This is a genomic window from Pseudomonas sp. Leaf15 (assembly GCF_001421425.1).
In the GTDB taxonomy this organism is placed as follows: domain Bacteria; phylum Pseudomonadota; class Gammaproteobacteria; order Pseudomonadales; family Pseudomonadaceae; genus Aquipseudomonas; species Aquipseudomonas salomonii.
This window is the reverse complement of sequence record NZ_LMKI01000004.1, coordinates 31,430-58,038: the sequence shown is the minus strand read 5'-3', so window position 1 is coordinate 58,038 and position 26,609 is coordinate 31,430. Positions and strand designations below refer to the sequence as shown.

Annotated in this window: 26 protein-coding genes; 13 read left to right on the top strand and 13 right to left on the bottom strand. The window is 62.1% G+C overall.

All coding sequences use genetic code 11. The features are described 5' to 3' along the window. The first annotated feature begins 58 nt into the window (after window positions 1–58). Window positions 59–1,243, top strand: a complete 1,185-nt coding sequence (locus ASE80_RS05005; RefSeq protein ID WP_056858073.1) for a sugar transporter — start codon at window positions 59–61, stop codon at window positions 1,241–1,243. A gap of 13 nt (window positions 1,244–1,256) precedes the next feature. Further along, window positions 1,257–1,613, top strand: a complete 357-nt coding sequence (locus tag ASE80_RS05000) for a lysozyme inhibitor LprI family protein (RefSeq protein WP_056857920.1) — start codon at window positions 1,257–1,259, stop codon at window positions 1,611–1,613. Window positions 1,614–1,673: 60 nt separating this feature from the next. Here the strand turns inward: ASE80_RS05000 and ASE80_RS04995 are convergent, their stop codons facing one another. From ASE80_RS04995 to ASE80_RS04960, 8 genes are all read right to left on the bottom strand, one after another. Beyond that, window positions 1,674–1,922 carry a hypothetical protein gene (locus ASE80_RS04995; protein ID WP_056858072.1) on the bottom strand — a complete coding sequence of 83 codons (249 nt, stop codon included), beginning with the start codon at window positions 1,920–1,922 and terminating at the stop codon, window positions 1,674–1,676. A 529-nt stretch (window positions 1,923–2,451) separates the two neighbouring features. Then, a complete protein-coding gene (tal, locus tag ASE80_RS04990) occupies window positions 2,452–3,375 on the bottom strand; it encodes a transaldolase (RefSeq protein ID WP_056857919.1) in 924 nt (307 codons plus the stop codon). Window positions 3,376–3,398: 23 nt separating this feature from the next. Beyond that, on the bottom strand, window positions 3,399–4,352 hold the full coding sequence (locus ASE80_RS04985) for a sugar-binding transcriptional regulator (protein WP_056857918.1): 954 nt from the start codon (window positions 4,350–4,352) through the stop codon (window positions 3,399–3,401). A 45-nt stretch (window positions 4,353–4,397) separates the two neighbouring features. After that, entirely contained in the window at window positions 4,398–5,198 is an 801-nt protein-coding gene (locus ASE80_RS04980; protein ID WP_056857917.1) for an SDR family oxidoreductase, read from the bottom strand. A gap of 20 nt (window positions 5,199–5,218) precedes the next feature. Then, complete coding sequence (locus tag ASE80_RS04975) at window positions 5,219–5,983, bottom strand: SDR family oxidoreductase (protein WP_056857916.1); 765 nt, start codon at window positions 5,981–5,983, stop codon at window positions 5,219–5,221. A gap of 146 nt (window positions 5,984–6,129) precedes the next feature. Next, window positions 6,130–7,638: a sugar ABC transporter ATP-binding protein gene (locus ASE80_RS04970; protein ID WP_056857915.1), complete on the bottom strand. Its 1,509-nt coding sequence runs from the start codon at window positions 7,636–7,638 to the stop codon at window positions 6,130–6,132. 15 nt (window positions 7,639–7,653) lie between these two features. Next, window positions 7,654–8,586 (bottom strand): sugar ABC transporter substrate-binding protein, encoded by a 933-nt coding sequence (locus ASE80_RS04965; RefSeq protein ID WP_056857914.1) that lies wholly within the window; start codon window positions 8,584–8,586, stop codon window positions 7,654–7,656. A 50-nt stretch (window positions 8,587–8,636) separates the two neighbouring features. Further along, on the bottom strand, window positions 8,637–9,641 hold the full coding sequence (locus ASE80_RS04960) for an ABC transporter permease (RefSeq protein WP_056857913.1): 1,005 nt from the start codon (window positions 9,639–9,641) through the stop codon (window positions 8,637–8,639). Between the two features lie 362 nt (window positions 9,642–10,003). Here ASE80_RS04960 and ASE80_RS04955 point away from each other — a divergent pair, with 362 nt between their 5' ends. Genes ASE80_RS04955 through ASE80_RS04945 form a run of 3 tightly spaced genes read left to right on the top strand, consistent with a single transcriptional unit; the run spans window position 10,004 to window position 13,243 of the window. Beyond that, complete coding sequence (locus ASE80_RS04955) at window positions 10,004–10,840, top strand: transketolase (protein ID WP_056857912.1); 837 nt, start codon at window positions 10,004–10,006, stop codon at window positions 10,838–10,840. Further along, window positions 10,830–11,762 carry a transketolase family protein gene (locus ASE80_RS04950; protein WP_056857911.1) on the top strand — a complete coding sequence of 311 codons (933 nt, stop codon included), beginning with the start codon at window positions 10,830–10,832 and terminating at the stop codon, window positions 11,760–11,762. The genes ASE80_RS04955 and ASE80_RS04950 overlap by 11 nt, the downstream gene beginning before the upstream one ends. A gap of 5 nt (window positions 11,763–11,767) precedes the next feature. Then, a complete protein-coding gene (locus ASE80_RS04945) occupies window positions 11,768–13,243 on the top strand; it encodes an FGGY family carbohydrate kinase (RefSeq protein WP_056857910.1) in 1,476 nt (491 codons plus the stop codon). 107 nt (window positions 13,244–13,350) lie between these two features. Here ASE80_RS04945 and ASE80_RS04940 read toward each other — a convergent pair whose 3' ends face one another. Then, complete coding sequence (locus tag ASE80_RS04940; RefSeq protein ID WP_056857909.1) at window positions 13,351–14,295, bottom strand: aliphatic sulfonate ABC transporter substrate-binding protein; 945 nt, start codon at window positions 14,293–14,295, stop codon at window positions 13,351–13,353. A 195-nt stretch (window positions 14,296–14,490) separates the two neighbouring features. On the opposite strand from ASE80_RS04940, the gene ASE80_RS04935 reads away from it, so the two are divergent. From ASE80_RS04935 to ASE80_RS04915, 5 genes are all read left to right on the top strand, one after another. After that, the gene (locus ASE80_RS04935; protein ID WP_056857908.1) at window positions 14,491–15,810 is read left to right on the top strand and encodes an LLM class flavin-dependent oxidoreductase; all 1,320 of its coding nucleotides are present in this window, start codon (window positions 14,491–14,493) and stop codon (window positions 15,808–15,810) included. 154 nt (window positions 15,811–15,964) lie between these two features. Next, window positions 15,965–17,023, top strand: coding sequence for an ABC transporter substrate-binding protein (locus ASE80_RS04930; RefSeq protein WP_056857907.1), 1,059 nt, complete (start codon window positions 15,965–15,967; stop codon window positions 17,021–17,023). Beyond that, complete coding sequence (locus tag ASE80_RS04925) at window positions 17,010–17,999, top strand: ABC transporter permease (RefSeq protein WP_082463558.1); 990 nt, start codon at window positions 17,010–17,012, stop codon at window positions 17,997–17,999. The genes ASE80_RS04930 and ASE80_RS04925 overlap by 14 nt, the downstream gene beginning before the upstream one ends. Then, window positions 17,993–18,781, top strand: coding sequence for an ABC transporter ATP-binding protein (locus ASE80_RS04920; protein WP_056857906.1), 789 nt, complete (start codon window positions 17,993–17,995; stop codon window positions 18,779–18,781). The genes ASE80_RS04925 and ASE80_RS04920 overlap by 7 nt, the downstream gene beginning before the upstream one ends. 150 nt (window positions 18,782–18,931) lie before the next feature. Next, a complete protein-coding gene (locus tag ASE80_RS04915) occupies window positions 18,932–20,284 on the top strand; it encodes a Fic family protein (protein ID WP_056857905.1) in 1,353 nt (450 codons plus the stop codon). Between the two features lie 6 nt (window positions 20,285–20,290). On the opposite strand, the gene ASE80_RS04910 is transcribed toward ASE80_RS04915, so the two are convergent. Then, window positions 20,291–20,833 (bottom strand): acyl-CoA thioesterase, encoded by a 543-nt coding sequence (locus ASE80_RS04910; RefSeq protein WP_056857904.1) that lies wholly within the window; start codon window positions 20,831–20,833, stop codon window positions 20,291–20,293. 106 nt (window positions 20,834–20,939) lie between these two features. On the opposite strand from ASE80_RS04910, the gene ASE80_RS04905 reads away from it, so the two are divergent. Next, window positions 20,940–21,896: a GlxA family transcriptional regulator gene (locus tag ASE80_RS04905; protein WP_056857903.1), complete on the top strand. Its 957-nt coding sequence runs from the start codon at window positions 20,940–20,942 to the stop codon at window positions 21,894–21,896. A gap of 1 nt (window position 21,897) precedes the next feature. Here the strand turns inward: ASE80_RS04905 and ASE80_RS04900 are convergent, their stop codons facing one another. After that, on the bottom strand, window positions 21,898–22,761 hold the full coding sequence (locus tag ASE80_RS04900) for a LysR family transcriptional regulator (RefSeq protein WP_056857902.1): 864 nt from the start codon (window positions 22,759–22,761) through the stop codon (window positions 21,898–21,900). A 103-nt stretch (window positions 22,762–22,864) separates the two neighbouring features. Here ASE80_RS04900 and ASE80_RS04895 point away from each other — a divergent pair, with 103 nt between their 5' ends. After that, complete coding sequence (locus ASE80_RS04895) at window positions 22,865–23,863, top strand: quinone oxidoreductase family protein (RefSeq protein ID WP_056857901.1); 999 nt, start codon at window positions 22,865–22,867, stop codon at window positions 23,861–23,863. Between the two features lie 294 nt (window positions 23,864–24,157). Here ASE80_RS04895 and ASE80_RS31710 read toward each other — a convergent pair whose 3' ends face one another. Both ASE80_RS31710 and ASE80_RS04885 read right to left on the bottom strand, forming a co-directional pair. Continuing rightward, window positions 24,158–24,505: a hypothetical protein gene (locus ASE80_RS31710; RefSeq protein ID WP_082463557.1), complete on the bottom strand. Its 348-nt coding sequence runs from the start codon at window positions 24,503–24,505 to the stop codon at window positions 24,158–24,160. A gap of 145 nt (window positions 24,506–24,650) precedes the next feature. Then, entirely contained in the window at window positions 24,651–25,373 is a 723-nt protein-coding gene (locus tag ASE80_RS04885) for a pirin family protein (RefSeq protein ID WP_056857900.1), read from the bottom strand. Window positions 25,374–25,552: 179 nt separating this feature from the next. On the opposite strand from ASE80_RS04885, the gene ASE80_RS04880 reads away from it, so the two are divergent. Next, the gene (locus ASE80_RS04880) at window positions 25,553–26,503 is read left to right on the top strand and encodes a GlxA family transcriptional regulator (RefSeq protein WP_056857899.1); all 951 of its coding nucleotides are present in this window, start codon (window positions 25,553–25,555) and stop codon (window positions 26,501–26,503) included. The last annotated feature ends 106 nt before the right edge of the window (window positions 26,504–26,609 follow it).

Genomic DNA, 26,609 nt, shown 5'->3' with positions numbered 1-26,609 from the left:
CGGCGGCGGCGCTGTTCTGCGCGGCCGTTGGATCATCGCCAGAGTATCTCGCCCGCCAATGAGCATTTCAGCCGCCACCCCCCAAGCCAATTGGCAACCGGTCATCGCCTTGGCGCTGGCCGCCTTTGTGTTCAATACCACCGAATTCGTGCCCGTGGGCCTGCTCAGCGCCATCGGTGCGAGCTTCGACATGCCCATCGCCAACGTCGGCCTGATGCTCACCATCTATGCCTGGATCGTCTCGCTGACCTCGCTGCCGGTGATGCTGCTGACGCGCAACGTCGAGCGGCGCAAATTGCTGATCGTGCTGTTCGGCCTGTTTATCGCCAGCCATATCCTCTCCAGCGTCGCCAACAGTTTCGGCCTGCTGATGGTCAGTCGCATCGGCATCGCCTTGTCCCATGCGTTGTTCTGGTCGATTACCGCGTCCCTGGCCGTGCGCCTGGCGCCGGAAGGCAAGCAGGTGCAAGCCCTTGGGTTGCTGGCCACCGGCACATCCCTTGCGATGGTGTTGGGCATTCCTCTGGGCCGCCTGCTCGGTGAGGCCATGGGCTGGCGCACCACCTTCCTGGTGATCGCCGCGTTCGCTGCCGCCCTGGTGTTCTGGCTGGCGCGCACCTTGCCGCCGCTGCCAAGCCAGAACTCCGGCTCGCTGCGCAGCCTGCCGTTGCTGTTCAAACGCCCGGCACTGGTGGCGCTGTACGTGCTCACCGCCATGACCGTCACCGCGCAATTCACCGCCTACAGCTACATCGAACCCTTCGTTGAAGGCGTAGCCGGTTTGGGCGGCGGTGCCGTGACCCTGATTTTGCTGGTGTTCGGCGGCGCGGGCATCATCGGTTCGCTGCTGTTCAGCCTGGTGCACCGCTTCAACCCACATATCTTCGTGGTCAGCGCAGTGTTCCTGCTCGCGGCCTGCTTGACCCTGATGCTGCCCTTGAGCGGCGCCGAGTCATACCTGGTGGTACTGAGCATTTTCTGGGGCATGGCCATCATGGGCTTCGGCCTGGCGATGCAATCGAAGGTGCTGGTGCTGGCACCGGACGCCACCGACGTGGCCATGGCAATGTTCTCCGGCATCTACAACATCGGCATCGGCGGCGGCGCCCTGATGGGCAGTTGGGTCGGCAGCCACTTCGGCTTCGCCTGGATCGGCGTGGCGGGCGGGGCGTTGGCGGCAGTGGCGTTGATTGGTTATTGCCTGGCGATTCGCAAGTTCGGGACGGGTGTGGTGCGTAACTGAGGAGTAACGATTGATGATCAAACCTGCTGTTTTCGCGATGCTTGCCAGCGTGTCTGCGCTGTTGCTCAGCCCTTCGAGCGTTGCCGCCAGTTTCGACTGCGCCAAGGCTCGGGCACCTGACGAAATCACCATCTGCAAAAACGTCAGCCTCAACGACCAGGACGTGACCATGGCGTTGCTCTACGACCTGAACAAGCACTTCATGGCCATGGGCGGGCGCGGTTCGTTGATGGACGGGCAGGCCGAGTGGCTCAAGCAGCGGCATGCCTGCGGGGCAAAAGTCAGTTGCCTGAGCGCTGCTTATACGCAGCGGATCGGCATGTTGCGCGGGTTTATTGATGAGCGGGTGATGACGAAAGGGCCGTTTTGAGTCATTCCCGATGCGGCAGTTAGAGGGCGACCAAGAGGTCGCCCATTTTTCTTTACAGCCCTACGCTCGCAATCTTCGCCCAATCACATCGAGTAAATCGCAACCGTCACGCAGTGGAATACTCAACAGCAACGCGAAGTCCTGCAGCACGACTGCGTCGCTGCTGAGCCCATCGCGAAGCGCCAGGTTCTCCAGAAATTGAGTGACTGCCCGTATGCGAAACACCGCGGCATCATGCAGTGCGTCCAGTGGTGCCTGAGTGTCGATAAGCAGGGTAGGGATAGTGCAATCGGGGCCTGTGATGGGCATATACCGATCTTGTGCGGTCATGGATCTTGCTCCTATATCTGAATGAGCCGTCACCTTCTGCCGCCAAGCAGAATTAGGGTGGCGGATTACGCAAGGTTGGCGGACCGGGGATATAGGACCCGGCACTTCCGAAGAAGTCCCTGCGCAACCCGCCATTGCACGAAATCACAGGCGCAAAAAAAGCGCCTGCAATCGTGTTGGGGGCGCTGTTGCGCCTATATCTGGTCGGACCGCCAAGTCCAATCGCAGCGTTTGCTGCGAGTTGAAAGGTTAACGTGCGAGGTTCTCAGGGGCAACAGGCAAATGGACGGGATCTAAAATTTGGATCATTCGCCTGTGCGGCAATCTGCTTTTCTGTGGGAGCTGGCTTGTTGTGGCGAGCAGGCTTGTCCTGCGTTGGGCTGCGAAGCGGCCCCGGCTTTTTCTAGCCACCGCGTCGACTGAATGGGGCGGCTTCGCCACCCAACGCAGGACAAGCCTGCTCGCCACAAGTCAGCTCCCGCATTTGATCACATGCGGTTTTAGACCCTTATAACGCAGCCAGCACCGCCTCGAGCTTCTCCTGATCCCGCGCAAACTGGCGAATGCCTTCGGCCAGCTTCTCGGTGGCCATCGCATCTTCATTCGACGCCCAACGGAACTGCGCTTCGGTCAATGGCTGACGCGCTTCACCCTCTGCACCTGGCGCCAATTTGCGTTGCAGCACGCCGTTATCGTCAGCCAGTTTTTGCAGCAGGTCAGGGCTGATGGTCAGGCGGTCGCAACCGGCCAGTTCTTCGATCTGGCTCAAGGTGCGGAAGCTGGCGCCCATCACCACGGTGTCGATTGTGTTGGCCTTGTAGTAGTTGTAGATACGCGTCACCGACTGCACGCCCGGGTCTTCGGCACCGGTGTAGTCCAGGCCGGTGTTTTTGCGATACCAGTCGTAGATGCGGCCCACGAACGGCGAGATCAAAAACACCCCGGCATCGGCGCAGGCCTGGGCCTGGGCGAAGGAAAACAACAGCGTGAGGTTGGTCTGGATGCCGGCTTTTTCCAGGCGCTCGGCGGTGCGAATGCCTTCCCAGGTGGAGGCCAGTTTGATCAGCACGCGGTCGCGGCCGACACCGGCCTGGTCGTACAGGGCGATCAGCTGGTTGGCCTTGGCCCACAGCGCGTCTTCGTCGAACGACAAACGTGCGTCGACTTCAGTGGAAATACGCCCCGGAATCACTTTGAGAATGCCCGCGCCCACCGACACCGCGAAGTGGTCGCAGGCCAGGTCCACATCGCCTTTGGACAGGCTCACGGCATTGCGCAGCAGCTCGGCGTATTCCGGGATGGCGGCGGCCTTGAGCAGCAGCGACGGGTTGGTGGTGGCATCCACCGGGCGCAGGCGGCTGATGGCTTCCAGGTCGCCGGTGTCGCAGACCACGGTGGTGAATTGCTTGAGTTGTTCGAGCTTGGACGTCATGAGCGGCAGTCTCCAGAATAGGGTTAGTGGTTGAGGGCCTGGGCGGTGTCGAGGTCGGTGATCAATACATCGAGGTAGCCGCCCTTGAGCGCGCCGCGAATGGCCTGCACTTTGTTCAGCCCGCCGGCCAGGCCGAGCACGCGTTGGATCGAGCGCAACTTGGGCAGCGCCACCGACACTACAAATTCTTCGTCTTCATCCAGTACCGGTTTGCCCTGGGCATCGAAGTAGCGCAGGCAGATATCACCCACCGCGCCGCGTTCGGCCAGCAGGCGCAGCATGTCTTCGGTGTAGTAGTTGCCGCTGTTGCGCAGCAGTTGCGAGGGCTCCAGGTCGCCAATGCCGACAATCGCCAGGGTGATGCTGTCAAAGCGCTGCAGCACCTCCTTGACCTCTTCCATCTCGACAATACGCTGCTTGCTTTCCACCGATTGCTCGATGCTCTGCGACGGCAGCAAAAACGCCGGGCAGTTGAGCAGGGTGGCCAGGCGCTGGGTGAGCAAGGTGGCTTCAAACGCGCCTTTGTTGCCGACGCCGCCGAGCAATTGCACCACTTCCTGGGCGCCTTGCTTGCCCGGTTGCGCATGCAGATGGCCGACCATGGCGCGAATGGTGCTGCTCCACGACGAAATGCCGATATGGTCCTGGGGCGACAGGCTGGTCTCCAGGTAATGCGCGGCGGCCGAGCCGATGGCCTGCTTGATGCTTTCGTCGTTGCCTGGCTCGGTGGCTTCCACCACGACCACCTGGCGCACGCCGTAGCGGCGCTGCAACTGGGTTTCCAGCTCCAGGTGCAGGCCTTGCAGGCGCATCACGCTGATCTTCACTACGCCTTCCTGCAGCGCCCGGCGCAGGGCGCGGCTGATAAAAGACTGCGAAAGGTCCAGCTGCGCGGAGATTTCGGACTGCTTGAGCCCTTCTTCGTAATAGAGGCTCGCGATCTTGGTGATCAGGCGCTGTTCTTCGATCTGGCTCATGAAGGCCTCAGTTGATGTTTCAATGCCGGTGAGGATACCAAACCCTTACGACATGATCAGGCCGCCGTCGATATTGATTGCCTGGCCTGTCAGGTACGCCGCGTCATCGGAGGCCAGAAACGCCACCAGCCCGGCCACATCCGAGGGTTTGCCGGCGCGGCGCAGCGGGATGTTCTTGACCCATTCGGCCATCAACTCACCTTTGCCATAACGTTTTTCCTCGGTGCTGAGGATCTCGCCCCACACGCGATCGTTGTAGTCCCACATCTCGCTTTCGATGATGCCGGGGCAGAACGCGTTGACCGTGATGTTATGCCGCGCCAGTTCCAGCGCCAGGCTCTGGGTGATGCCGATCACGCCCATTTTGCTCGCGGCGTAGTGCGGCGTGTAGATAAAGCCCTGGCGGCCCTGGCCGGACGAAGTATTGATCAGCCGCCCGCTGCCTTGCTTGACCATGTATTTGGCGGCTTCACGGCAACCGAGCCACACGCCGGTGGTGTTGACTTGCAGCACCTTGTCGAAGTCGGCGCGGGGCATTTTGTCGTAGTGGTCGATGGTGATGATGCCGGCGTTCTGCACCGATACATCAATGCTGCCAAAGCGTGCGTGGCCTTCGCGGTAGAGCTTTTCGATGTCACTTTCGCAGGTTACATCGATGCCCAGGGCGAGGGTGTCGACCTGGTATTCCTTGGCCAGTTGCTCGGCGGTGAAGGTCACGCGCTCAAGGTCGTTGGAGGCCAGCACCAGGTGGGCGCCTTCCTGGGCGAAACGCTCGGCAATCCCGGCGCCGATGCCACGGCAGGCACCGGTGATGACTACAGTTTTACCGCTGAATCGTTGCGACATGACAGGCTCCAAAAAGAGGTTTACCAGCAGACAAAACCGCCATCGACCAACAAGTCGACGCCGGTGCAGAACGACGACGCCTGGCTGACCAGAAAGATCGCCGGGCCGACCATTTCGTCTACGCTGGCCATGCGGCCCATGGGCGTGGTCTGTTCAAAGATCTTCACCTGGTCGGCGACTTCCGGCCGCGAGTTCATCGGTGTGGCGGTGTAGCCGGGGCTGATGCAGTTGACCCGCAGGCCCTTGTCAGCCCATTCCATCGCCAGGCTTTTGCTCAGATGGATCACGCCGGCCTTGGAGGTGTTGTAGTGCGCCTGCAGCAGGCCGCGATTGACGATGCTGCCGGACATTGAGGCGATATTGACGATGGCGCCTTTGCCCCGCGGCAGCATCACGGCGGCCTGGGCCTGGCAGCTCAAGAAGATGCCGGTGAGGTTGATGTCCAGCGTGGCTTGCCAGCGTTGCAGTTCCAGGTCTTCGGCGGCCTGGGCATTGGCGATGCCGGCGCAATTGACCGCCACGCTCAACTCGCCCAGTTCGCTTTCGGTGCGGGCCACGGCGGCGTCGAGGGTGGCGCGGTCGGTGACCGTGCCGCTCAAGGCCAGAGCGCGACGGCCGAGGGTCTGGATGCGCTCGACGGTGCTGGCAATGCCGGGGCTGCCGGGCAGGTCAAAGCAGGCTACGTCGGCGCCGGCTTCGGCCAGGCCCACAGCGATGGCCTGGCCGATGCCGCTGCCTGCGCCGGTCACAAAAGCGACTTGGCCGTGAAGACTAAAAAGTTGCATGCATTACTCCATTCGTGAAATCACAGTACAACCCCTGTGGGAGCTGGCTTGCCTGCGATAGCGATAGTTCAGTCACATCCGTAGTGGCTGGGCCACCGCTATCGCAGGCAAGCCAGCTCCCACAGTTGATCTCTAGTGTTTGTAGGTTAAGCGGTGGCCATTTCCATCACCGAAACCGGCGTGGCCTCGCCGCGCTCCAGAATCCCCATCTGCCGCCCCCGGCTCATGACCATTACCCGATGGGACAGCCCCAGCACTTCATCCAGATCCGAGCTCACCACAATCACCGCCATGCCCTTGGCCGCAAGGTCCGCGATCACTTCATAAATCGCGGCGCGTGCGCCCACGTCGATGCCGCGTGTGGGTTCATCGAGGATGAACACCTTGGGGTTGCGCGCCAGCCACTTGGCAATGATTACCTTCTGCTGGTTACCACCGGACAAACTCGAAATCCGCGACTGCGGCGCGCCTTTCACGCCCAGGCGCGCCACCGCCGTGCGCGCAAACTCGCGCAGTGGGGCAGGGAACACCCAGCCGCGCTGATCGAGCAGGTCGGTGTTGCCATAAATCAGGTTGTCTTCGATGCGATGTTCCACCACCACGCCTTGTTGCTTGCGGTCCTCGGGCACCAGCACCACACCGGCCTGGATCGCTTCGAACGGCGAGCGCAATTGGCGAACTTCGCCATCGAGCTGCATGTGGCCCTGGATGTCCTGGGCCGCACCGGCAATGGTGCGTACCAGTTCGGTGCGCCCGGCACCGACCACTCCGGCAATGCCGAACACCTCACCGGCGCGCACGCTGAAATCAATGTCGTGCAGGGCAAACTCACGGCAACTCAAGCCCTTGACCTGCAACATCACCTGCTCTTTGGGCGCCTGCAACGAGGGGAAAATCCGCTCCAGGCTGCGCCCGACCATCTGCTCCACCAACTCACGCACCGGCACCTGGGCCGTGGCGTGCAGGGCGATCTGGCGACCGTCGCGCAGCACCAGCACGCGGTCGGCGATGCGTGCTATTTCTTCCAGGCGATGGCTGATATAGATAAACGACACGCCCTCAGCCTTGAGCCGCTCGACCTGTTGAAAGAGCAACTCGGTTTCTTCACCGCCCAAGGCGGCGGTCGGTTCATCCAGAATCAACAAACGCGCTTTAAGGGTCAGCGCCTTGGCGATTTCCACCAGTTGCTGCGCCGCCACGCTGAGCCCTTCGACCTTGCGCGAAGCCGGCACGTCAAGCCCCAGGCGCTCCAGCTGGATCTGCGCCTGGGCCTCGATGTATTCGCGGTCGACCCGCCCGTAACGCATGGGCAGGCGGCCGACAAAGATGTTCTCGGCAATCGACAATTGCGGCAGCAGGCGGATTTCCTGGTGGATCAAGCCGATCCCCGCGCTCAACGCCGCACCCGGTGAGGCGGGTGCATAGGCCTGGCCCAGCCAGGTCATGCTGCCGCCGGCTTCGGGTTGCACCAGCCCGGCGATAATCGACGACAAGGTGGATTTGCCCGCGCCGTTCTCGCCGAGCAAGGCCAGTACTTCGCCGGGACGGATATCCACATTGACCTGCGACAGCACCTGCACCGGGCCATAGGCCTTGCTGATGTTGCGCAGGCACAGCACCGCGTCGGCTGCTGTGTCCAGAGCTGCTGCTTGCATGGCGACCTCCCAGGTTTACGGGTGCTGTTGCAGGAACGGCGCGACGTTGTCTTTGGTGGTCAGCACGGTGGGCAGCAGTTGCTCCTTGGGCACGGCTTTACCGGCTTTGAGGTCAATCGCCGAGGCCACGGCCAGGCGGCCCATCTTCTGGGTCTGCTGGGTCATGGTGGCATCCAGCACGCCGCTTTCCACGGCCTTGAGGCCGGCGACGTCGCCGTCAAAACCGACCACCACGACCTTGTGGTCGAGGTTGCCGACTTTTACCGCCTGGGCAGCGCCCAAGGCCATGGCGTCGGCGCGGCCGAAGAACACGCTGATATTCGGGTCCCGCTGGAGCAGGTCCTGGGCCACGGCGAAGCCTTTGTCCTGAGCCCATTCGGCGGGTTGCTGGGCGACAATCTTGAGGTCCGGGAAGGCTTTCAGGCCCTCTTCAAAGCCTTTGGCGCGGTCGATCTCGGGCGTGGTGCCGAGCTGGCCTTGCAACACGGCGATGCGGCCCTTGCCGTCGGTGATTTTGCCGACGTATTCAGCCAGCGCCTTGGCACCGGCGACGCTGTCGCTGGCGATGAACGTGTCACCCGGCGCGTCAGGCGCGTTGCGGTCCACGGCGATCACCGGGATGCCCGCAGCCTTGGCGGCTTTAACCGGCACCCCCGCGGCCGTGGCGCCGGCCGGGATGTAGATCAGCACGTCGATTTGGCGGGTGATCAGGTCTTCAATCTGGCTGACCTGGGTGGAGGAGTTGCCCTGGGCGTCCACGGTGATCACCTTGATGCCCTTGGCCTTGCCCTCGGCTTCCACCGATTGCTTGATCTGGTTGAAAAAGTCGGCCTGCAGGTTAGCCACGGCCAGGCCGATGGTCAGGTCCTTGGCCCAGGTGGTGCCGGCGGCGGTAAGCGTTGCGGCAGCCAAAGCAGTAGCGATAAGCAGTTTCTTGGGGCTGAACATGTCGGTGACTCCTGGTTTTATTGTTGGAGGGTGTCAACTGTCGAACAGGTTTAACGGGCAGTGCTGGAGCGGCGTCGCAGGGTGTCGATGGTCACGGCGAGGGCGATGACCACGCCGATCACCACTTGTTGAATAAAGGGCGAAACGCCCAGCAGGTTGAGGCCATTGCGCAGCACGCCAATGATCAGCACGCCGACCAGGGTGCCGCCGATGCTGCCCACGCCACCGCTGAGGCTGGCGCCGCCGATCACCACGGCGGCGATGGCGTCCAGTTCCAGGCTCAACCCGGCGCTCGGTTGCGAAGAGTCCAGGCGCGCAGCCAGGGTTACGGCGGCGATACCGGCCAGCGCACCGCTCACGGCGTACACCCACAAGGTAATGGCGCGCACCTTGATGCCCGACAAGCGCGCCACTTCCGGGCTGCCGCCCATGGCGTAGAGGTTGCGGCCACCGGCACGAAAGCGCAGGAACACCCAGGCGACCACCAGCATCACCAGGAACAGGCCGACGGTTGCCGACAGGAAACCAAAGTGCCGCACCGTGGCCAGGCTGGTGAACCAGTCCGGGTAGCCGACGATCTGCCGGCCTTCGGTAAGAATGTTCGCCAGGCCACGGGCCACCGACATCATGGTCAGCGTGGCAATAAACGGCGGCAGCTTGGCGTAGGTGATCAGCCCGCCGGACACCAGCCCGGCGAGCATGCCGCTGGCAATCGCAATCGGAATCGCAAAGCCCAGCGGCACCGCCTGGTCCTGATACAACCAGCCGAGCATCATCATCGAGAAGGCCAGCACCGACCCTACCGACAAGTCGATGCCGCCAATCACGATCACCGCCGTCATGCCAATCGCCAGAATGCCCAGCACGGTGACCTGATCCAGGATGTTCAGGCCATTACGCAAGGAAAAGAAGAATTCGGAGCTGAAGGAGAAGACCAGCACCAGCAGTACGAGGCCGATCAGCGGGCCGCCGATATTACTGGGGAGCAATTTCACCAGCCGCGGGCGGCGGGTCGGCTTGAGATCGGCCGGATGGACAGAGGCTTTGGCGTCCACTTTGTTCTCCTGACTTATTTTTTTTGGAGTTCATTCAGGCGCCTTGAATATTTATGCATGCCTGACTGTTAATTCAGATTCTAGTGACACCGTGTCAAAGTCAAGCGCTTAATTTTTCATGCAGGCGGTAAAACGGCTGTTCGCGTTGGCCGCAAAGCCACGGTTTAGAGTAGCGCGTGGCGGATTTTGGCCGCTGGTCCGAGGGGGTTTAGCAAGGTTTATTTGATTTTTCCGCCGATCACTCACTTGACCTGCTGACGGATCGGCGTCTAAATAGAAATATATTGTCAGCGCTGAATAAATATTCAAATGCAGTGCTGAACACTTTCACCCCGCGTGGTCAGCCTCAAAGGAGCCGCTGCATGAATGCCTTCCAGTACGACGCCCACCAGATCAAAGAACAGGCCCGCCTGATCCGGCGCCACGTGATCCGCCTGAACGCCGACTCACCGGCGGGCGGGCATACCGGGGCCGACCTGTCGGAAACCGACATCCTCGCCACCCTGTATTTCCGCATCCTCAACACCGGCCCGGAACGCACCCAGGACCCGGAACGCGATATCTATATCCAGAGCAAAGGCCATGGCGTCGGCGGTTTGTACTGCTGCCTGGCGCAGGCCGGCTACATCCCCACCGACTGGCTGGCGACCTACCAGCACTTCAACTCACACTTGCCCGGCCACCCGGTGCGGCAGAAAACCCCTGGCATCGAGTTGAACACCGGTGCCCTCGGCCACGGCTTGCCGGTGGCGGTGGGGCTGGCGTTGGCGGCAAAGATGTCGGGCAGTAAAAAGCGCATTTATGTGCTGACCGGCGACGGCGAACTGGCCGAGGGTTCGAACTGGGAAGCGGCGATGGCGGCGGCCAAGTACGGGCTGGATAACCTGTTTGTGATCGTCGACAAAAACAAACTGCAGCTGGCGGGTTTGACTGCCGAGATCATGCCGCTCGACCCGCTGGACGTGAAATGGGCCGCCTTTGGCTTTCGCGTCAGCGAGTGCGACGGCAACGATGTGAGCCAGTTGATCCCGGCGCTGGAAAGCATGCAGAGCCAAACCGGCGCCCCGCAGGTGTTGATCGCCCACACCATCAAAGGCAAGGGCGTGTCCTTTATCGAAGCCCGCCCCGAATGGCACCACCGTGTGCCCAAGGGCGATGAAATCCACGCAGCATTGGAGGAGTTGAGTCATGGCGAGTGAACATCTGGCGAGCGTCATGGTGGAGGCTTTTATTGCTGCGGTAGAGGCGGGCCTCGATGTGGTGCCGGTGGTCAGCGACTCCACCTCCACGGCCAAGATCGGCCCGTTTGTGCAGCGCTTTCCCGAGCGGCTGATTAACGTCGGGATTGCCGAGCAGTCACTGGTCAGCGTCGCGGCGGGCCTGGCGCTCGGCGGCAAGATCGCGGCCACCTGCAATGCGGCGCCGTTCCTGATTTCACGCGCCAATGAGCAGATCAAGGTCGACGTTTGCTACAACCAGGCCAACGTGAAAATGTTCGGCTTGAACGCGGGCACCAGCTACGGCCCGCTCGCCAGCACTCACCACAGCCTCGACGATATCTCGGTGATGCGCGGCTTCGGCAATGTGCAGATTTTCGCCCCGGCCGATGCCATCGAATGTCGCCAGATCGTCGATTACGCGCTGCGCTATCAAGGCCCGGTGTACATCCGCCTCGACGGCAAAGCCTTGCCGGATGTGCATGGCACCGACTATCAGTTCCGGCCAGGCCAAGTGGATATCCTGCGTCAGGGCGCGGATGTGAGCATCGTCGCCCTGGGCTCGGTCGTGCATGAAGCGGTGGAGGCGGCGGCCTTGTTGGCGGAGCAGGGCATTGAGGCGCAAGTGATTAACCTGTCGTCGATCCGGCCGTTGCAGCGTGAGGTGTTGCTCAATGCCCTGCGCGGCACGCATGGGGTGGTCAGCGTGGAAGAGCACAACATCAACGGCGGCGTCGGCAGCCTGGTGGCCGAAGTGCTGGCCGAGGCCGGGCTGGGCGTGCCTTTGATCCGCCTGGGCATCGGCGACGGTGAATACGCTGCCGCCGGTGCACGCGAACCCACCCGCGCCTTGCATAACATTGATGCGGCTGGGATTGTGGCGGCAGCCACTCGCGTGCGGTGAATTCAATGACTGACAATAAACCGCTGATCCTGGCGATAGATGAAGGCACCAGCAATGCCAAGGCCGTGCTGGTCAATGAACTCGGGCAGGTGATTGCGCGGGGTTCGCGGCCACTGAGTATCAGCCATCCCGGCCCTGGGTTTTCCGAACAGGACCCGCTGCTGATCTGGCAGAACACCCTGGCGGCCATTGATGAATGCCTGGCTCAAGTGGATCGGCCGATCACCGCACTGGCTGTCAGCAACCAGCGCGAATCCGTGGTGGCGTGGGACCGTGCGACCGGCGAGCCGCTGTCGCCGTGCATCAGTTGGCAATGCCGACGTTCAACGGCGCTGTGCACTGAACTGCATGCGCAAGGCCACGAAGCCGTCATTCTTGAGAAAACCGGCCTGGCCTTGGACCCGATGTTCTCGGCGGGCAAGTTTCGCTGGATTCTCGATCACCTGGACAACGGCCATGCCCGCGCCGCTGCCGGTGAAATCTGCCTGGGTACCGTCGACAGTTGGCTGTTGTGGCAACTCAGCGGCGGCCAGGTCTTTGCCACCGACTATTCCAACGCGGCGCGCACGCAACTGTTCAACCTGCACACCTGCGCCTGGGACCCGGTTTTGCTCGACCTGTTCGGCATTCCGCTTGCCGCGCTGGCGCCGATCCGGCCCAGCGCCGGCTTTTTCGCTGAGACCGTCGCAGCCGGTGGCTTGCCCGCAGGTATCCCGATCATGGCGATGATCGGCGACTCCCATGCCGCGTTGTATGGGCAGGGCGGGTTTGTACCGGGGCTGGTCAAGGCCACCCTCGGCACCGGCTCATCCTTGATGACGCCCATGAGCGGCGCGATTGCTTCCACCCATGGCCTCTCAACCACTCTGGCCTGGCATGACGGCGCTAAACCCACGTTCGGCATGGAAGGCAACATCGTGCACACCGGCGCCGCCGTGCAATGGGCCTCGCGGCTGGTGGCGGGTGAATCCCTGGATGCCCTGGCCGAGCAGGCCGCGCAGTTGCCGGACAATGGCGGCGTGTACTTCGTGCCGGCGCTGTCCGGGCTGGGGGCGCCGCACTGGAAAGCCGATGCGCGTGGCTTGATGTGCGGCCTGAGCGAAGCCACTACCGGTGCGCATCTGGTGCGCGCGTCGCTGGAGTCCATCGGCTATCAGATCCGTGATGTGTTCGAGGCGATGCAGCAGGATATCGGCAGCCCGCTCAAGGAGCTTTGGGTGGACGGCGGCGCCACGCGTAACCGCTGGTTGATGCAGTTTCTGGCCAACCTGCTGCAACGCCCGGTGGTGCGCAGTTTGTCACCGGAAGTCTCGGCACTCGGTGCGGCGCACCTGGCGGGCAGGGCGCTTGGAATTTGGGCCAGCGACGAGGCGCTGGCAGCACTGGAGCGCCAGCGTGAGCGGTTTGAGCCGCAGGCGGATGGGCAAATGTCAGCGCGTTACGCCGACTGGAAAAAGGCCTTGGCCCGCACCCTGCTCTAAAGACCGATCGAGATCAAACTGTGGGAGCTGGCTTGCCTGCGATAGCGCTCTGTCAGCCACCACCGCTATCGCAGGCAAGCCACCTCCCACCTGAACCGCGCCAACCTTCACGGCTTCCAGGTATCCACATCCCTGGCGTCCACCGCCTTGGGCAACAACCCCGCCTTGAAGAACGCATCCGCAATCTTCTGCTGCTCACCCAACTGCTCCACCGTCACCGGTTGCACCTGATAACTGCGGTGCGCATTGGCCGCTTCCACCGTGGCCACATCCAGGTTGCCCCACAGCGGGCCGAGTACTTTGGCCGCGTCCTGCGGGTGGGTTTTCACCCACTGGCCGGCCTTTTCCAACTGCTCATACACCACCTTCAAGACCTCAGGGTGCGCCTTGGCATAAGGCGTGCCCGTCAGGTAGTAGCGCTTGTAGCTGGCAAGGCCTGCACCGTCGGCCAGCGTGCGTGTCGGCAATTGTCGCTGCACGCTGGTGAGGAAGGGTTCCCAGGTCACCCAGGCATCCACCTTGTTGTTCTCGAACGCCGCACGACCATCGGCGGGCGATAAATAAGCCGGTTCAATGTCCGAAAACGCCAGGCCGGCTTTAGCCAAGGCAGCGATCAACAAATAGTGGGTGCCGGCCGCTTTGGTCACGGCGATTTTCTTGCCTTTCAAATCCGCCAGCTGCTGGATCGGCGAGTCCTTGCGCACCACGATGGCCTGGGCCGATGGCGAGGGCGCTTCCTGGGCGAAGTAGGTGAGTTTGGCCTGGGCCGCCTGGGCGAAGATCGGCACGGTGTCGGCCACGTCGGCGCTGATGTCCACGTTGCCCACATTCAGCGCTTCAAGCAACGGCAGTCCGCTGGGGAATTCGTGCCAGCTCACGTCAATATTGTCGGCCTTGAGGGCTTTTTCCAGGGTGCCCTGGGTTTTCAGCAAGGTGATCAGGGTCGAGGATTTCTGGTAACCGATGCGCACGGTTTCCTGGGCCGCGGCACTCACCGCGACAGAAAAAGCCAATAACCCGATAACAGCGGCGAGGGGACGACGAATAGACATGGCGCGCTCGTTCTTCAGCGAAATAGCGCCAAGCTTAAAGTTATGAAAAGCATTCGATAAATACTCTTTCGATCTGAGCTTAGGGCGCTTTTTGCAACATCCGACCAATCGGTCATAACCATAGAGTTATATGATTCTTTCATAATCGTGCGTGATTAATATAATCAAAAGCGAACTTCCTAACGAAGACGCTTTATGACCACACGCCGCCAGATCCATTTGTCAGCCTTCCTGTTAAGCGGCCCGGTGGTACACAGCCATGCGGTGTGGCGCCACCCGCAAACCGTGGGCAATTACCTCGACCCCGAGTACTACACGCGCATCGCCAAGGTCGTGGAAGAAGGCCTGTTCGATTTCCTGTTCTTCGCCGATCGCCTGGCCGTGGGCGACCAGATGGGCGGCTCCCGTGAGTTTGCCTTGCGCTACGGCGCCCAGGACGCCACGCGCCTGGACCCGTTGCCGATCCTGTCGTACCTGATCGGCCAGACCACCCGGCTTGGGCTGGGCGCGACCCGTTCCACCACCTATTACGAACCGGCGCACATTGCCCGTGAATTTGCCACCTTGGACCACCTGTCCAAGGGCCGCGCGGCGTGGAATATCGTCACCTCGATGAATGACAGCGAAGGGCGCCTGTTCGGCAAGGCCAAGCACCTGGAGCATGACCTGCGCTATGACCGCGCCGATGAGTTTGTCGAGGTCGCGCTCAAACTCTGGAACAGCTGGGGCAAGGACGCGCTCAAGCTCGACCGCGAAAGCGGGGTGCTCGCCGACCCGGCATTGATTACCTCGGTGCAACACCGGGGCGAGTGGTTCCGGGTCGAAGGCCCGCTGAATATCCCGCGCTCGCCCCAGGGCCGGCCGGTGCTGATCCAGGCCGGTTCGTCCGGGCGGGGCCGGCGCTTTGGCGCGCGGTGGGCCGAGGCGATTTTTACCATTCACCCACACCTGGCGGCGATGCGGGCGTTTCGCGATGACGTGCGCGCCCAGGTGGTGCAACAAGGCCGCGCCGCCGACAGCTGCAAAATACTCACGGCGGTGATGCCGTTTATTGGCGGCAGCGAAGCCGAAGCCCGCGCCAAGCGCGACCAGCACAACGCCCTGGCGCGGCCGGAGCTGGGGTTGGTGACACTGGCTTCGCAATTGAATGTGGACCTGTCGCCGTTCCCGCTGTCGGCCACCTTGGCCGAGGTGGCGCAATCGCCGCTGATCCACGCGGCGGCCGCTGAAAAGCTGCTGATGCAAGGCTCTGAGCTGACCCTGGAACAGCTTGGCCGGATCTTCGCCAGCAGCGTGCGCGTGCCGCAGCTGGTGGGCACCGGCGCGCAGATCGCCGACCAATTGGCCGAGCTGTTCGAGCAAGGCGGTTGCGACGGCTTTGTGATTTCGCCGGGGTACTTGCCGGGCTCGTTCACCGAATTTGTCGAGAGCGTGATTCCGCATTTGCAGCGCAAGGGCCTGTTCCGCACCGCGTACGAAGGCTCGACGCTGCGTGAGCACCTCGGGCTCGACTGAATGCGTTCTATGTGGGAGCTGGCTTGCCTGCGATAGCGGTGGGTCAGTTTGCATCGATGTTGACTGACACTGCGCTATCGCAGGCAAGCCAGCTCCCACATTTGGACCGTGGTGGTTTTTTTATTGGTTACATCAATTTAAAGGAATAGTGCGCATGGCTGCTTTCGATCACTTGACCCGTCGCCGCTTGCTCGGCATGGCAGGCATTTCCATGGCCGGCCTGGCGCTGCCCAGCCTGGGCTTTGCGGCCGACGAGCACGCCGGGCACGGCACGCCTGCGGAACCAGCAGGCACCGGCGAGTTCATCCGCCTTGATGCGCCGCGCAAGCTCAAACTGGCGGTCAACCTCAACGCTGTGTGCCTGGCGCCGGTGGTGATCGCCCACGGCCAGGGCTTTTTCACCAAACACAACCTCGATGTGGAGCTGGTCAACTTTGGTAACTCCACCGAAGTGCTGCTCGAAGCCATCGCCACCGGCAAGGCGGACGCCGGTATCGGCATGGCGCTGCGTTGGCTCAAGGCACTGGAACAAGGCTTTGACGTCAAGCTCACGGCCGGCACCCACGGCGGTTGCTTGCGCTTGCTGAGCGCCGCGAACGGTGGCGTGAATAAGCTCGAAGACCTCAAGGGCAAGGCCATCGGCGTCACCGACATGGCCAGCCCCGACCGCAACTTCTTTTCGATCCTGCTGAAAAAGCACGGCGTCGACCCGGTGCGCGACGTCGAATGGCGCCTGTACCCGGCCGACCTGCTGGGCACCGCGCTGGAGCGTGGCGAAGTGCAGGCGGTCAGCGGCAGTGACCCGTTCATGTACCGCCTGATCAAGTCCGGCGTGGCGCGGGAGTTGTCCACCAACCTGGTGGAGGAATACGCCAACCTCAGCTGCTGCGTGGTCGGCGTCACCGGCAAGCTGGTCCGTGAAGACAAGCGCGTAGTCGCGGCACTGACCCAGGCGATTCTGGAGGCCCATGATTATTCCGTGCAGCACCCCGAAGAGGTCGCCAAGGGCTTCCAGGCCTATGCGCTCAATACCACGACAGAAGAAGTGCAGGCGATCCTGCACGATCACACCCACGGTCACCATGCGGTCGGCGCGGCATTGACGCAGGAAATCACCACCTATGTGACCGACCTGAAAACCGTCGAGGTGATCAGCAAGGGCACCGATCCGGTGGAGTTTGCCAAGGAGATCACCGCTGATGTCTTCAGTTGATGCAACCACCCTGAACCCAAGCCTGGCATTCAAGGCCGGCTGGCAGGGCGCAACGGTGGTGGCTGCCTGGGTGGCCGTGGCGCTGTTGATCAGCTATTGGCCCAATGCCGTGCGCCATTGGCCAATGACCCAGGGTCTGGCCAATGTGTGCGTGGCGGTGGCTGCGCTGTTCATCGTGTTGAGCCTGCTGGGCCTGCGTTTTTCGCGGCTCGGCCAGCGCCTGAAAAACGCCGGGCCGTGGCTGATTGCCTTGCCCGTATTGCTGGGTATCTGGGAGCTGCTCACCGCCAAACTGGCGCTGCTGCCGGTGCCGTTTTTTGCGCCGCCCCAAGCCTTGCTCGCGGTGTATACCGAAGACTACGCGCGCCTGGCCGACAGCCTGCTGCATTCGGCCTTGCTGCTGGGTTCGGGCGTGGCGTTGGGCGCTGCCACCGGGTTTGTCGCGGGCGTCTCCATCGGCTGGTCCACGCGCATCGGCTATTGGTTGCACCCGGTGCTGCGCATCCTCGGGCCGGTGCCGTCGACGGCATTGCTGCCACTGTGTTTTTTCCTGTTTCCCAGCAGCTGGAGCGCGAGTGTGTTCCTGATCGCGCTGGCCACCTGGTTTCCGGTCACGGTGCTGACCTGGTCCGGCGTGGCGAGTGTCGATAAAGCTTATTACGACGTGGCGCGCACCTTGGGCGCCAAGCCGGGCTTCCTGATTTTCAAAGTGGCGATTCCCGCCGCGTTGCCCCACGTGTTTGTCGGCTTGTTCATGGGCCTGGGCGCCTCGTTCTCGACCTTGGTGGTGGCGGAAATGATGGGGGTTAAATCCGGCATCGGCTGGTACTTGCAATGGGCTCAGGGCTGGGCCGCCTACGCAAATATGTACGCGGCCCTGTTGATCATGGCGCTGGCGTGCTCGGGGCTGATCACCGGGTTGTTCCTGGTGCGCGACCGGTTGTTGGCCTGGCAGAAAGGAGCGATGAAATGGTAGCGCTGGCACAGGCAGTTCAACCCTCGTCGGGGCTCGCGCTGCGCATTGAAAACCTCAGCCATGGCTTTGCACTGGACGGCCAGCATTTGCCGGTATTGGAGCGGGTTTCCCTGGAGGTGGCGCCCGGTGAATTCGTGGCGTTGCTGGGCCCTTCGGGCTGCGGAAAATCCACTTTGCTGCGCCTGGTGGCCGGGTTGGAACCGGCTGACTCCGGCCGCTTGCTCGCCGACGGGCACGCCATCACCGGCCCCGACCCGAGCCGCGTGGTGGTGTTCCAGGACCCGACCCTGTACCCGTGGCGCCGCGTGTGGGACAACGTCGCACTGGGGCTGGAGGCTCAAGGCTTGCTCAAGACCCACTCGGCCAAGGTCGATCAAGCCCTGGAGAAAGTCGGCCTCAGCGCTTTCGCGCGCGCCTATCCTCGGCAACTCTCTGGCGGCATGGCCCAGCGCGTGGCGCTGGGCCGTGCGCTGGTCAACCAGCCACGGCTGCTGATCCTGGATGAACCCCTGGGCAAGCTGGACTCGCTGACGCGTATCACCCTGCAAAAGGAGCTTATCGACCTGTGGCAGCGCCAGGGCTACACCGCGCTGCTGGTGACCCACGACGTGGAAGAAGCCCTGCTGCTGGCCAACCGCGTGATCGTATTCAGCGATCGCCCGGCGAAGATCCAGGCGCAGTTGACCATCGACCGGCCCTATCCTCGGCATCGCGATGATGCCTATCTGGTGGATTTACGCCGGCAGATTCTGGGGTTGTTGGGGTTGGGGGAGAGCTGGTAGTTGTCAGTCTGATCGTTCCCACGCTCTGCGTGGGAATGCCGCTTGGGGCGCTCCGCGTCCCGCACCCCCACAGTCTGACTGCATAGTCCTTGACACCGCCAACCCCAACGCGCAAGGATCAACTCAATTTTAGAAAATTGAGTTTCAGCCATGGCGAGAATCCATAAGCCAACCGAATTCGCCGACTTGTTAAAGCAATATGGCCTGGAGGTTTTCGAGCTGGCGCGCGTCTACAAAGCGGTCGACGGCAAAGGTCGATACTTGCACTGGGATGAATTTCGTCGATATCCCGCGCCGGGCATCAATAAAGACGCTGCCTGGGCCGCGATCAAAATGTCGCGGGCCTGCGCAAGCAAGACCCTTGAACTGCGCAGCGAGTGTGGCAGCCCTTTTTTTGTGTGCACCACGGATTTCTGTGACGCGGTCGTTCACGCCGTGGAGTCGGTGACGTCAAGGTTGGGCGGGGCGGCGGCGTCGTCTCCTCAATACCGGGATAACACCCGCTACCTGGTTGACGCCTTGATGATGGAGGAAGCCATCGCCAGCGCCCAACTGGAAGGCGCCGCGACGACCCGTAAAATCGCCAAGGACATGTTGGCCAAGGAGCGCCCGCCTCAGGATGATGATGAGCGGATGATCCTGAATAACTATCAGCTGATGAAGCATGCCAAATACAACAAGGACGAAAGTCTGTCGCTCGGGTTGATCTGCGAGTTTCATGGCATTGCCACGGCGGGCATTGATGAGGCGCATGTTCATCCGGGGGCCATCAGGGACGAAGACGATGTGTTTGTCGGTGGTGCGGGCAATGACATTGTGCATCAGCCGCCCAAGGCCGCCTTGCTGCCAGCCAGGCTTGAAGCGCTCTGCCGGTTTGCCAATGAGCGGCATGATGGGCAGGAGGGCAGGCACTTTATCCACCCGGTGGTGAAAGCCATCATCCTGCATTTCATGCTGGGCTATGAGCATCCATTCAGGGACGGGAACGGGCGCACCGCACGCGCGTTGTTTTATTGGTTCATGCTCAAAAGTGGTTACTGGCCGTTTGAATATATTTCTATCAGTACGCTGCTTAAAGAGGCGCCAATGCAATATGGGCGTTCCTATGTCTACACGGAAACCGACGCCTTCGACCTGACCTATTTCGTGATTTACCAATTGCGCGTCATTGAGCGTGCTATGCAAGCGTTCATGACGTATTTCGAGGCCAAAAGGAAAGAAGCCACCGCGCTGATGGGCTGGCTGGATACGCTTGAATTGAAAGATGCACTCAATTATCGGCAGGGGCATTTCCTGAAAAAGGTGCTGCAACACCCAGGGCGTACCTTCACGCCCAAGGAGATCACCCATGACTATGACGTTTCGGAAAATACCGCGCGTAAGGACCTGGAGAAGTTGGTCGGCATGAAGGTGCTGTTCAAGGTCCAGGAAGGCAAAAGCTTCCTTTATCTGGCCAGGGATGACGCCGAAGCCAACCTGAAGAAACTCGCATCCAAGGCCTAGGTGCGCTTAAACCTGCTCCTCCGCCCGCAACTGCACGCTCATGTCATCACAACTGTTTGCCCAGTCGCTCAGCCATTGCGGCATGGGCGGTGATGCTTCGGCCAAGCCGAGTTCGCGCACAAAGTCGGCAGGAGGCAAGGTGCCTTTGGCGGAGCGGAACAGGCCGCGCATCACCACCACGCCCACCACTCGGCCCCGGCTGACAAAACGGTGCTCCATCAGGCTCCATTTGTGGTCCCAGCCGAGCATGCGGGTGTGCACCTCGAACACTTCAAAGAGCTTCAGCTCGCGGCGGAACTTGCCCCAGGTGTCGCCCACGACGGGCAGCGCCTTGTTGCGCAGGGCCACACGGAAAGCGCCGGTACGCAGCACGAAATCCATCCGCGCAACGTCTGCCAGGGTGAAATACCGGCCATTGGTGACATGCCGGTTGATATCCAGATCCAGCGGCCACACGCGCATGCGCACCACCGTGGTGTCCAAAGCCTGCACGGGCTTGCGCCAGGGACGACGGAACAACATAAACAGCAATCGAAACCAGAGATTCATACACGTGCCAGGCAGTTGATCAGAAGCCGCACTGTACGGAGCCGGAATCGGCTAAGGTAGGTGCGCAAATGACTTATTACATGCGAAAAGCGCAAACAGGTTTTTTATGCACATTACCTTGCTCCTGGCTGATGATTGTTCTGCCGCCAACGCCACCCTGGTCCTGGAAATGCTCAGCGCTGCCAATCTGTTTGCCGACAGCCCGCCCTTTGAGGTTGTGGTGGTCTCCCTGGACGGCCGGCCCGTCACCACTTGGAGCGGGCAGTGCATGCAGGTGGCGTGCGCGGCGGCGCAGGTGCGCCGCACCGACCTGGTCCTGATCCCCGGTTTCCTGTTTACCCTCAAGCAGGCCTTGCCCACCTTTCCTGCCTACGGCCCGTGGTTGCGCGAGCAATATGCCCAGGGCGCGGTGCTGGCATCGATGTGCACCGCAGCTTTTTTGCTGGCCGAAAGCGGCCTGTTGCAAGGCTTGCGCGCTACCACCCACTGGGCGTTTGCCGAGCTGTTCCGGCGCCGTTACCCCGACGTGACCCTGGAGGACGGGCAGATCCTGTGTGAAGAAAACCGCGTGATCACCAGCGGTGGCGCCAGCGCGGCGATGGACCTGATGCTGCACCTGATCCGCCGCTTCGGTTCACCAGAGCTTGCGCATACCTGTGGCAAATACCTGCTGATCGACGGCGTGCGCACCGAGCAGTCGGTGTACGCCCTGTGGTCGTTGCCCAAGAACCACGGCGACGGCGAGATCCTGCGGGTGCAGCATTGGCTGGAGCAGCACTTTGCCCAGGCGTTGGTGATTGACGACGTGGCGCGGCGCTTTGGTTTTGGTGTGCGCAATTTCAAGCGGCGTTTCAAGGAAGCAACCGGCTATACGCCCGTGGGCTATGTGCAAACCCTGCGCCTGGAGCGGGCCAAGCAAATGCTGGAGTCCACGCGCATGACCCTCGAAAGCATCACCTACGCGGTGGGGTATGAAGACAGTAATTCGTTTCGCCGCCTGTTCCAGCAGCGCGTGGGGATGCTGCCGGCGGCGTATCGCAAGAAATTCCTCGCCACGGCCTGAATCAGCGGCGTAGCTGCGCCTGCGCTTCAATGCATTCCACCAGAAACTCCATCACCACCTTCACCGACGGTGAACGGCGCATATCCGGGTAGACCGTCAGCCAGATATCACGCGCCGGGCCGTCGCTGGGCGTGGGCAGCCGCATCAACAGCGGGTCGGTATCGCCCACCAAGGTGGGCAGTACCACTGCGCCGACCTGCGCACGGGCGGCCATTTGCTGGGTGATCAACTCGCTGGCGGCAAACACCACGGGGCGCGGGCCGCGCAGTTGGTGCAGCCACGCTTGCTGGGGCAGGTGATCGCGGCTGGGGTCGTAGGCGATGAAGGTCCATTGCGCCGCCGGCAAGTGCTCGATCGCAGGTGCGGCGTACAAGCCGAAGCGCACCACCCCGACCTTGCGCCGCACCAGGGCCGCTTCGTCGGGGCGCACGGTGCGCAAGGCGATGTCGGCTTCGCCCCTGTCCAGCGCAGCCAGTTGAGTGGACGGCATCAGCACCAGATTCAGCTGCGGGTAGTGGGCGCGCAACCGCGCAAGCTGAGGGGCAATGCAGTGATTGGCGATGGAAGGCGGGCAGCTGACGCGCACTGTGCCGGCCAGTTCGATGGAGGCCACGCGCGACAGGCGCATCACCTGCGTGGCCATATCGCCCATGCCCGCCGCCACGTGCGCCAAGGCCAGGCCTTGTGCCGTGAGCGGGCGGCTGCGGGGCAGGCGGTCCACCAGTTTTACGCCCAGGGCTTTTTCCAGCGCATCGACCCGGCGCCCGACGGTGGCGTGCTCCACCTGCAACTCACGGGCGGCGGCCGACAGTGACTGGGTGCGCGCCAGCACGGTGAAGTAGTAGAGGTCCTGCCAATCGAACATCGGGTTATTTCCGCACAGAGGCTGGGAAAGATTGGGGAATATTCCAACCGAGTAAACCCTTTTACCATGGCCGCTTCCCAGTGCAAAACGGAGTTGTTCCCTGATGAAAGCCATCACCCTGCAAGCCTACGGCGGCCCCGACGTCGCCCTACTGCGCCATGATGTGGCCAAGCCCCAAGTCACGGCGGGGCATGTGCTGGTCAAGGTGGCCTGCGCCGGGATCAATTTCATGGATATTCATACCCGCCAGGGCAAATACGCCGCGTCAATGACTTACCCGGTGCGCTTGCCCTGCACCTTGGGCATGGAAGGCGCCGGCGTGGTGGTTGAGGTCGGCGCCGGCGTGAAGCATTTGGCCGTGGGCGACCGGGTGGCCTGGTGCATTGCCTGGGGCGCCTATGCCGAATATGCCAACGTGCCCGCCGATAAAGTTGCGCAGATCCCCACGGCCATCCGCTTCGATCAGGCCGCAGCGGCGATGTTTCAGGGTTGCACCGCGCACTACCTGGTTGAGGACGTGGCACGCTTGCAGGCCGGCAGCAGCTGCCTGATTCACGCGGCGTCCGGCAGCATCGGCCAGTTGCTGGTGCAGATGGCACGGCAGCTGGGCGCGACGGTGTTCACCACCGGCAGCAGCGCCGAAAAATGTGCGATTGCCCGGCAACGTGGCGCCCATCAGGCCTGGACCTATGACGGCTTTGCCGATCAGGTGCTGCAAGCCACCGATGGGCGCGGAGTGGATGTGGTGTTTGATTCACTCGGCAAAACCACCTTGCGCGAGAGTTTCCGCGCTTGCCGCACGCGGGGATTGATCGTCAATTATGGCAACGTGTCGGGCTCGCTGAGCGACCTTGATCCGATTGAATTGGGCGAGGCGGGCTCGCTGTTGTTGACCCGACCACGCCTGGCCGAACATATGGCCGACGGGGCGACCGTGCAGCGGCGTGCCAATGCGGTGTTCGCGGCGATGCTGGAAGGGGCGTTGAGCGTCGAGATCGAAGGCCATTACGGCCTGGAGACGGTGCAACAGGTGCACGCCCGCATCGAGGCACGCCAGCAGATCGGCAAGGCGGTGTTGTGGGTGGACCGCGACTTGCGCTGATTGGTGGGGTGAGCAGGCTTGATTGTGTGAGTAGGTTTGTTGGGGTGAGTGGGCTTGTTGTGGCGAGCAGGCTTGCCCTGCGTTGGGCTGCGAAGCGGCCCCAGTGCGGCTAATCCGATTTTTCAGTTAAACCGCGTGTTCAGGTTTCAGGGCCGCTGCGCGCCCCAACGCAGGGCAAGCCTGCTCGCCACAACGGCCCGTTAACCAGACGTTGGGTTGGGTACATGGCCAGATCGCAGGCGAAAAAAAACCGGCTGATCAGGCCGGTTTGGGGTGCCTCGCCAACCGCGAGGGTTATACGTGGTTGCTCTGCAGACGGTCCGAACCGCCTTCAGCCAAGCCGCGTTCCTGCAAACGATCAGCACCGCCTTCAGCCAGACCGCGTTCCTGCAGACGATCAGCACCGCCTTCAGCCAGACCGCGTTCCTGCAAGCGATCAGCACCACCTTCAGCCAGGCCGCGTTCTTGCAGACGATCAGCGCCACCTTCGGCTATACGGCGTTCCTGCAGACGGTCAGAACCATTTTCGGCTACGTGGCTGCCTTGCAGGCGATCCGCGCCGCCTTCAGCGACAACCGGGTGGGCAAAAGCGTTGGCAGCCAGTACCGAGAAAGCGAGGCTAAGCAAGAGTTGGCGTTTCATGGTGGTGTGCTCCGAGAGTTGTAGTTGGGTGTTGCCGGGTATGGGTTTGATGGTACGCGTTGGATTTTTTAAGAGAACTTCATTGCGCTGATGGTGACTATCGACGCCAGCGATGGCCCGTTTTGGCGGGCCATCGTGCAGGCGCTCAAGGCATCTGCGGCAGTTCCTGAGGGCGCAGGTCAAACACCAGCACCTCGGCGTCTTCGCCCTGGCTCAGGCGGATCTGCCGTTCATTGCGCAGCCGTGCGCCGTCGCCTTCCTGCAAGCGTTGGCCATTGAGTTCGACGCTGCCACGGGCCACATGCACGTACATATGGCGGTCCGCCGGCACGTCCAGGGTCGTGGCTTCGTCGCCGTTGAACAGCCCGGCATACACCCGTGCATCCTGGCGAACATTGAGCGAGCCATCGCTGCCTTCCGGCGAGATGATCAACTGCAAGCGCCCACGTTTCTGCGCCGCGCTGAAGTGCTCCTGCTGGTAGCGCGGTTCGGCGCCGACCACATTCGGCACAATCCAGATCTGCAGGAAGTGCACGCCATGGCTCTGGCTGTGGTTGAACTCGCTGTGGGCCACGCCGCTGCCGGCGCTCATCAGTTGCACGTCGCCAGGGCGGATCACCGAGCCGGTGCCCAGGGTGTCCTTGTGTTCCAGGGCGCCTTCGAGCACATAGGAGAAAATCTCCATGTCGCGGTGCGGGTGCTGGCCGAAGCCTTTGCCGGCGGCGACACGGTCATCGTTGATCACCAGCAGGTCGGAAAAACCCTGCTCCTTGGGATCCCAATAGTTGGCGAACGAGAAGGTGTGGAACGACTTCAACCAACCGTGATTGGCGGCGCCGCGTTCCGAGGCTTTGCGAAGGGTCAGCATGGTCTTGTCCTCAAGTGAGCGCTGGCTGCGAAATGCAGGGCGCTTGCGTTGAGAAGAAGGTTAATGGTTTTCCACGGATTCATTAATAAGCTGAAAATTGAATTAATGTCTCATTTTGGTTGACAGTTCGGGCGTGCCATAATGCCGTCCCGACTCCCGTTACGATGGACTTGCTCTTCATGAAAACCGTGGCCATGGTGCTGTTTTCAGACTTCCTGCTGCTCGATATGGCCGGGCCGCTGGAGGTGTTTTCCATCGCCAACCGCTACCTGCCGGCAGCGGAGCATTATCGGATCCTGACGATTGGCACTGAGCCGGGCCCGCTGCGCGCCTCCAATGGCGTGCACGTGCATGCCGACCTGCCACTGGAGCAGGCCGACGAGGCCTACGACCTGCTATTGGTGCCCGGCGGGCCCGGCGCTTATAACGAATGCCATCCGGCTTTGCTGCCTTGGCTTGGGGCCGCAGCGCCACGGGCACGGCGCTTCGGTTCGATCTGCACCGGCGCCTTTGTGCTGGGGCACGCCGGGCTGCTCGACGGCCACCGCGTCACCACGCACTGGCACTACACCGACCGCTTGATCAAAGGCTTTCCCAAGGCCATCGTCGAGACCGACCGCATTTACTTGCAGGATGGCCGCTTGATTACCTCCGGCGGGGTCACTGCCGGCATCGACCTGGCGCTGTCGATCATCGCCCAGGATCACGGCCGACAGGTGGCGGTCGACGTCGCCAAGGTGTTGCTGGTGGTGATGAAACGCCAGGGCGGTCAGGCGCAGTTCAGCCCGATGACCGCCGCCGTCGCGCCGCTGGAAACCCCGATCACCCGTGTGCAGAACCAGGTGCTGGCGCAGTTGGACCAGCCATTGAGCATCGTGTCCATGGCCGCGCTGGCGGGCATGAGCGCGCGCCATTTTGCGCGGCTGTTCGCTAAAGAAGTGGGGATGACGCCCATGGCCTTTGTGCAAGGCGCGCGCATCGACCGTGCCCGGCACCTGCTGGAAAGCACTGACCTGCCGCTCAAGACCGTGGCTTTCCGCGCAGGCTTCGGCAGCGTGCGGCATATGCGCTTTCTGTTCAGTGAAAAACTCGGCCTTAACCCCACGCAGTACCGACAACAGTTCAGTTGACGCCGGAATGTCCGTCTGGCTGCCCTGATTGTCCGTGTCGCTCCCTGTGCCAGCATTGTCCTGTCACGCATAGCTGGCAAGATAGCCCCAGGCCCCTAGAAAGGAG